The organism is Micromonospora sp. NPDC005806 (assembly GCF_042871425.1).
Taxonomy (GTDB): domain Bacteria; phylum Actinomycetota; class Actinomycetes; order Mycobacteriales; family Micromonosporaceae; genus Micromonospora.
This window is the reverse complement of the sequence record NZ_JBIAIL010000037.1, coordinates 64,620-70,759: the sequence shown is the minus strand read 5'-3', so window position 1 is coordinate 70,759 and position 6,140 is coordinate 64,620. Positions and strand designations below refer to the sequence as shown.

Below are 6,140 nucleotides of genomic sequence, written 5' to 3'. Positions count from 1 at the left end.
GTCGACGAACGCGGCACCTCCTCCACCTGCCCCACCTGCGGGCGGCGGGTGCCGAAACCCCGCGGGCGGACGCTGTCCTGCCCGCACTGCCACTTTTCCGGGCACCGCGACCTCGTCGCGGCCGCCATCATCGCCACCCGCGCCCCGGGCGGCGGACCCACCACCCCGACAGCCGTCGTGCTGCCGCAGGTGGTCACGCACCGTCGAGCCGGACGGCACCTGCCCGGTGCCGGCCAGTCCCGACGTGACCCCCGCCGCCCACACCCGGCGGCGAGAGGGTCAGTTGGCCCGCGGAGGCCCGCCCCACCACCCGGTGGGGAGTCGCTCGCCTCAACGGCGAGGATCCACAACAACCACCACAAACACGGTGAACGTTCGTGGACACCGCACTAGGGCAGCGGCACGGTCAGTCGGCGCAGAGGTGGTCGAAGGCGAAGCCGTCGACGAACTCGTCCCGCCGGGCCGCCAGCCGCCGGATCTGCTCCCGCAGCTCGTCCCGATCGACCAGCGTCGGCTCGACGCCGTCGAGGTCTCGTAGCCGCTCCCCCACCGCCACTGCGGCCAGGTCCTCGGCGAGCTGGCCCGGGTCCACGCCGCAGGAGAAGCGCTGGGTGAAGAGCTCGACCCGCTCGACCAGGCACCGGCCGGGTCGTACCTCCACCCAGCTCCACCCTTCGGCGGGACCGTCCGTCCAGCGCATGTGCAGACCGCGGACGATCGGGTCGGCGATGCGCCGCTCGACGTACGCCTCGACGGCGGCAACCCGGGCGAGCGCCCCGAGGTCGTTGACCGGGCCGCTACGGCCGTCGGGCAGCCGACCGACGATCTCCCGGAACCCGACCGCGTCCCCACCCTCCGGTCCCGATCCGGCGGCGTAGGCGCGGGCGTCGATGACGTACTCGACGAGGCGGCGGGCGTGGTCCGCCCCGCGCAGCGTCGCCGACTCGACCCGCAGCACGGGCAGGCCGACGGCGGCGCAGACCGTGCTCGTCATCCGCTCGGCGCGCCGGGCCGGGGACGCGGGCGCCGCCGGCGGGGCGAACTCCACGGCGAACCTCGGCAGGCCGGTGTCGGCCGCACAAACCACCTGGTCAAAGCCCACTCGGATGGCGGTGCTCCACTGGTGGCCGGTGATGCCCGGCGGCCGGCCCTGCGCCAGCTCGCTGAGCCGGCGGGACGGGTGGACGACCTGACCGGACCGGGTGACGGGCGGCGTGCCCCCGGACGTGATCGGACGCAGCCAGGAGGCCGCCACGCTGCCGGTGTTCGTCATCTTCGCCAGATCCATCCGTCGGTCGACCGAAGCGAGTCTAGGGCGTCGATCATGGCCGTCGCCGCACCGGTGGCGGCTGGAATCCGGTTGCCCGGCCCGCCGCGGCCACCGATGGGCCCCTGAGCGGCGCCGATCGTGGTGGGTTGGCTGCACGAGGCGGCGGGCTGCTGCAGTCGTACCCGTTCGTCGCCTTCTCGGTGCACACGGCGATCACCCGCGACCGGCGCGACGACTGACCGCCGCGGAAACGGGTACGCCCCGCCGGTTCGGTCGGTCGCGGGTTGAGCGGAGGTGGGCATGACGCGCCAGCAGTTCGGTTTCCTCGCCGGGTTCCTCCTGGTCGCGGTGTGGGCGCTGGGCGGGGCCGGCGCCGCGGCGGCCGCCACGCTCGCCGGGCTGGTCGGCTGGCTGCTGGTCCGGGTCCTCGACGGTGCCGTCACGGTTCCCGGTCTCGCCGACCGGGTGACCGCGGACCGGCGCCGCTGAGCGGGATGCCCGGATGACCGGCACCCTGCCCCGACGCGGCGCGGCCGCACCGCGCCGGGCCGCCGCGCCGCCGGTGCCGTGGACCGAGGCGCGGATCGCCCGCCTCGCCGAGGACGCGGCGCGGCGCGCTCCGGCCGCCTCCGGACCGGTGGCGACCGTCCGGGTCGACGGGTCGGCCGTCCGGGTCGACCTCGACCTCGTCGTCGACCACGGTGCCCACCTCCCGACGGTCGGGGCGGCGGTGCGCCGGCGCGTCGCCGCCGGGATCGAGGCGCTGACCGGCCTCACCGTCGAGGCGGTCACCGTCACCGTGGTGGACCTGCGCCTGCCCGGGGAAGGCCGGCCCGGCGGCAGCGGGCGCGGCACGGACCATGGGGAGTCGACGTGACCGGCTGTCCGGCTGCCGGGGGGTGACGTGCGCACCGTCAACCGGATCGCCACCCTGCTGCTCGCCGTCGCCCTGCTCGTCGGCGGGGTGCTGGTCGCCGTCGGGGCGCTGCTCGCCGCGCTCGGCCGCGCCGGCCCGCTGGTCCACCGCTGGTACGCCACGGTGACCGCCACCCGTTGGCAGGATGCCCCGGTGCGGGCGGTCGCCGCCAGCCTCACCCTGCTCGGCGTGGTCGTGCTCGTCGCCGAGCTGCGCCGGTGGCGCCCGACCCGACTGCGGCTCGCCGGGGACGACGGCTGGCACCTGCACCGCCGCAGCGTGGAGCGGCGGCTGGCCTGGACGGTCCGCTCGGTGCCGAGCATCCGACGGGCCCGGGTACGCCTGCGCCGGCGCGGGGACGCCTGGCGGCACCGGGTCACCGCCACCGGCGACCCGGCCGCCCGCGCCGACGTCGAATTCGCCCTGCGCCGGGAACTCGACCGGCTGGCCGCGCCATGTCACGGCCGGATCGAGGTCCGGCTCGTACCAGCCCGGCGGGCGACGTGAGCAACGCCGCCCACCGGCTGCTCTGGACGGTGCTCGCCCTGCTGCTGGTGGCCGGGGGCGGCACGGCGCTGGCAGTCGGTTCCGGTCGGCTGCCCGGCGGCGACAACCCGCTGCTCGGGGCCGCCCCGGTCACCTGGTGGCGGGCCGGTGCGCCGTGGAGCGCGCTGGCCGCGGCGGTCGGCGGGGTGCTGCTGGCCCTGGTCGGCTGGCGGCTGCTCGTCGCCGGGCTGCGGGTACCGGATCGGCTCTCCGGCACCCTGGCGCATCCCGGGGACCGGGGCGGGCGGACCCGGGTGGCCGGCGCCGTGCTGACTGGCGCGCTGGAACGGGACCTGCTCCGGACGCCCGGGACGCGCCGGGCCCGGGTGGTGCTCACCGGGCCGGTGACCGGGCCGGACGTCTGGGTCGAGGTGCACCTGGCCCCGTCCGCCGATCTCGCCGCCGTCCGCGACCAGGTCGACGCGGCGGTCCGGCGCTTCGCGGCGACGGTCGGCTGCCGCCCGGCGCACCTGGACGTGACGGCGCTGCTGGACGAGACCGGGCGGTGACCGGCAGCGCCCGACCACCTGACCGACGTTCGTCGATGGGCGAGGATGGACGGAGGCGTGGAGGGGAGCGGCCGTGCGGGTGGTGTCGCTGGTGCCGTCGTTGACCGAGGCGGTGGCGCTGACCCGACCCGAGGTGCTGGTCGGGGCCACCGACTGGTGCACCCACCCGGCCGGGCTGGACGTCGCCCGGGTCGGCGGCAGCAAGTACCCGGACCTGGACCGGGTGCTGGCGCTGCGGCCGGACCTGGTGCTGCTCAACGAGGAGGAGAACCGGCGCGCCGACGCGGACGCCCTGCGCGCGGCTGGCGTGCCGGTGCGGGTCACCTTCCCCCGTACGGTCCCCGAGGCGCTGACCCAGCTCGGCGAGCTGGTCACCGCGCTCGGCGTGCCCGCCGAACCGGAGTGGCTGCGGGCCGCCCGACGTGCCTGGGCCGCACTGCCCGCTCCGGCGGCGGCGCGGGGCGCGGTGGTGCCCGTGTGGCGGCGGCCCTGGGTGGTGCTCGGCCGGGACACCTTCGCCGGTGACGTGCTGCGCCGGCTCGGCGTGGCCAACCGGTACGCCGACCACGCGGAGCGCTACCCCCGCCCGACGCTGGACGAGCTGCGCGGCCGGGGACCGGAGCTGGTGGTCCTGCCGGACGAGCCGTACCGGTTCACCGCCGAGGACGGGCCGGACGCGTTTCCCGGCGTGCCGGCCGCGCTGGTCTCTGGGCGCCACCTGACCTGGTACGGGCCGTCCCTCGCTGAGGCGCCCGCGCTGCTCGCCGCCCAGCTCGCCCACCCGATCTGAGCCACGGTGGGCCTGCGGAAGGTCAGGCGATCGGGGTGGCGTGCACCGGGTCCAGCTCCATCAGGGTGGTGTCGTCCACGTCGTACCCGATCACGTTGTGCACTTGGACGACCCCGCTGACCTGGGCGGCGAGCCGTCCGGCGAGCTCGACGGCGCTCCGCCGGTCCAACCGCCCGTCCAGGGTCACTTCGCCGTCGCGGACCTGGACGGTGACCAGGCCGTCCCGGACCGCCAGCACCCGCCGCAGCACCTCCTGCACCACATCCGCACGGATCTCCGCGTCGCTGCGCAGGTGCACCCGGAGCAGGTCGCTGCGGGTCACGATGCCGACCAGCCGACCCAGGTCGTCCAGCACCGGCAGCCGCTTGACCACCTCGCGGTCCATCAGCCGGGCCGCCGCCGGCAGCGACGCCTGCGGCGTGGTGGTGACCGCCGGGGCGGTCATCAGGTCCTTGGCGACCAGCGCGTCCGCCTTCTCCCCGGCGGTACGCCGGCGCCGCCCCTCGAAGACCCGCCGCTCGTCGGGGTGACCGGCCCGCTCCACCTTGTGCAGCAGGTCGGCCTCGGAGACCACGCCCAGCACCCGGCGGAAGGAATCCACCACCGGCACGGCGCTGACGCCACGCCGGATCAGCACGTCGACGATCCGGCGGTATGGGGTCTCCTCCCCCACCGTCGCGACGTCCCGGGTCATCACGTCGCCCACCTGCCACATCCTCATCACGACCTCCTCGAACCGGTCTTCCACTCGCGACGGTAGGCCGGGCGGCGGCGCCCCGGTAAGAGGCGATCGGCAGGCCCGGAAAGGCCGACCGGACCGGGCCGGAAGGGGTCCAAGGTCCCGGCCGAGAGAGGCCCGGTCGGCCCTGCTCGGGATGCCGCGACGGAGGTGGAATGAAGGTGCCACCGGAAAGCGCGGTGCGACGCAGCAGAAGGGACGTGGAGACCATGAGCGCGACGATCGAGCGGGTCACCGCCAACACCATCGCTCCGGCGGCCGAGACCACCCGGGATGCCGAGACCACCCGTCAGAAGGCCACCCGGTACGTCTTCGCCGGACTCCGGATCGCGCTGGGCTGGACCTTCCTCTGGGCCTTCCTGGACAAGATGTTCGGCCTGGGCCACGCGACCGCGGCGAAGAACGCCTGGATCAACGGCGGCAGCCCCACCAAGGGCTTCCTCACCTTCGGCGCGGCCGGCCCGTTCAAGGGCTTCTACCACGAGATCGCCGGCGCGGCCTGGGCGGACTGGCTGTTCATGCTCGGCCTCCTCGCCATCGGCGTGGCCCTGCTGCTCGGCATCGGCACCCGGATCGCCGCGGTCGCCGGCGCGGTCCTGCTGGTCATGATGTGGACGGTCGTGCTGCCCCCCGAGAACAACCCGTTCCTGGACGACCACCTGATCTACGCGGGTCTGCTGGCCGGCCTGGCCCTGGTCGGCGCCGGGAACACCCTCGGCCTCGGCAGGGCCTGGGCCAAGCTTCCCATCGTCCGCCGACTCCCCTGGCTGAAGTGAGGTCAGCAGGGGCAGTACCCACCGGGCGGGCGTCACCGAGAGGCGGCGCCCGCCACTTTCGTGCCACCACCGGTCCCCGCCGCCACGCCGCGACGGGGACCGTTGCGTATCGGCGTATCGCAATCCGGCAGGATCGGGGGTGACCGCACCGTCCGCACCGAGGAGACCCGTTATGGAGAAGCCCGAGGTTGGCCCGATCGAGGGCGCGCCGCCCGCCGATCTCGTCATCGAGGACATCACGGTCGGCGAGGGCCCCGAGGCCCGCCCCGGCCAGCTGGCCAGCGTGCACTACGTCGGCGTGGCCCACTCGAACGGCCGCGAGTTCGACGCGTCGTGGAACCGGGGTGAGACGTTCGAGTTCCCGCTCGGCGGCGGCCAGGTCATCGCCGGCTGGGACCAGGGCGTGGTCGGCATGAAGGTCGGCGGCCGGCGGCGGCTGACCATCCCGCCCCATCTGGGCTACGGCGCCCGGGGCGCCGGCGGCGCCATCAAGCCCAACGAGACGCTGGTCTTCGTGGTGGACCTGCTCGGCGTGCGCTGACCCGTCAGCAGACTCACTCCAGGGCCGTCGGCGGCTGCGCCGGCGGCCCTGCG

At 75.5% G+C, this 6,140-nt stretch carries 10 protein-coding genes; 8 read left to right on the top strand and 2 right to left on the bottom strand.

Annotated elements, in window-relative coordinates:
• Positions 1-48 precede the first annotated feature (48 nt).
• The gene (locus ACFYOS_RS29035) at positions 49-393 is read left to right on the top strand and encodes a hypothetical protein (protein ID WP_387148353.1); all 345 of its coding nucleotides are present in this window, start codon (positions 49-51) and stop codon (positions 391-393) included.
• 13 nt (positions 394-406) lie between these two features.
• On the opposite strand, the gene ACFYOS_RS29030 is transcribed toward ACFYOS_RS29035, so the two are convergent.
• Positions 407-1,273: a hypothetical protein gene (locus ACFYOS_RS29030; protein WP_387148332.1), complete on the bottom strand. Its 867-nt coding sequence runs from the start codon at positions 1,271-1,273 to the stop codon at positions 407-409.
• A 297-nt stretch (positions 1,274-1,570) separates the two neighbouring features.
• Between ACFYOS_RS29030 and ACFYOS_RS29025 the strand changes: the two genes are divergently transcribed.
• From ACFYOS_RS29025 to ACFYOS_RS29005, 5 genes are all read left to right on the top strand, one after another.
• Positions 1,571-1,759: a hypothetical protein gene (locus ACFYOS_RS29025; protein ID WP_387148330.1), complete on the top strand. Its 189-nt coding sequence runs from the start codon at positions 1,571-1,573 to the stop codon at positions 1,757-1,759.
• Positions 1,760-1,772: 13 nt separating this feature from the next.
• Positions 1,773-2,147 carry an Asp23/Gls24 family envelope stress response protein gene (locus ACFYOS_RS29020; protein WP_387148328.1) on the top strand — a complete coding sequence of 125 codons (375 nt, stop codon included), beginning with the start codon at positions 1,773-1,775 and terminating at the stop codon, positions 2,145-2,147.
• Between the two features lie 27 nt (positions 2,148-2,174).
• Positions 2,175-2,693, top strand: a complete 519-nt coding sequence (locus ACFYOS_RS29015; RefSeq protein WP_387148326.1) for a hypothetical protein — start codon at positions 2,175-2,177, stop codon at positions 2,691-2,693.
• A complete protein-coding gene (locus ACFYOS_RS29010; protein ID WP_387148324.1) occupies positions 2,690-3,241 on the top strand; it encodes a hypothetical protein in 552 nt (183 codons plus the stop codon). The genes ACFYOS_RS29015 and ACFYOS_RS29010 overlap by 4 nt, the downstream gene beginning before the upstream one ends.
• Positions 3,242-3,314: 73 nt before the next feature.
• Positions 3,315-4,031, top strand: coding sequence for a helical backbone metal receptor (locus ACFYOS_RS29005; protein ID WP_387148322.1), 717 nt, complete (start codon positions 3,315-3,317; stop codon positions 4,029-4,031).
• Positions 4,032-4,053: 22 nt separating this feature from the next.
• Here ACFYOS_RS29005 and ACFYOS_RS29000 read toward each other — a convergent pair whose 3' ends face one another.
• Positions 4,054-4,752, bottom strand: a complete 699-nt coding sequence (locus ACFYOS_RS29000; protein WP_387148320.1) for a CBS domain-containing protein — start codon at positions 4,750-4,752, stop codon at positions 4,054-4,056.
• Positions 4,753-4,979: 227 nt separating this feature from the next.
• Here ACFYOS_RS29000 and ACFYOS_RS28995 point away from each other — a divergent pair, with 227 nt between their 5' ends.
• Together ACFYOS_RS28995 and ACFYOS_RS28990 are read left to right on the top strand one after the other, a co-directional pair.
• Complete coding sequence (locus tag ACFYOS_RS28995; RefSeq protein WP_387148318.1) at positions 4,980-5,546, top strand: DoxX family protein; 567 nt, start codon at positions 4,980-4,982, stop codon at positions 5,544-5,546.
• A 172-nt stretch (positions 5,547-5,718) separates the two neighbouring features.
• Positions 5,719-6,087, top strand: a complete 369-nt coding sequence (locus ACFYOS_RS28990) for an FKBP-type peptidyl-prolyl cis-trans isomerase (RefSeq protein WP_387148316.1) — start codon at positions 5,719-5,721, stop codon at positions 6,085-6,087.
• Positions 6,088-6,140: the final 53 nt, after the last annotated feature.

Coding starts and splice junctions, on each gene's coding strand:
- ACFYOS_RS29020 (WP_387148328.1), top strand. CDS start 1,773: ATGACCGGCACCCTGCCCCGACGCGGCGCGGCCGCACCGCGCCGGGCC.
- ACFYOS_RS29030 (WP_387148332.1), bottom strand. CDS start 1,273: ATGACGAACACCGGCAGCGTGGCGGCCTCCTGGCTGCGTCCGATCACG.
- ACFYOS_RS28995 (WP_387148318.1), top strand. CDS start 4,980: ATGAGCGCGACGATCGAGCGGGTCACCGCCAACACCATCGCTCCGGCG.
- ACFYOS_RS29025 (WP_387148330.1), top strand. CDS start 1,571: ATGACGCGCCAGCAGTTCGGTTTCCTCGCCGGGTTCCTCCTGGTCGCG.
- ACFYOS_RS29000 (WP_387148320.1), bottom strand. CDS start 4,752: ATGAGGATGTGGCAGGTGGGCGACGTGATGACCCGGGACGTCGCGACG.
- ACFYOS_RS28990 (WP_387148316.1), top strand. CDS start 5,719: ATGGAGAAGCCCGAGGTTGGCCCGATCGAGGGCGCGCCGCCCGCCGAT.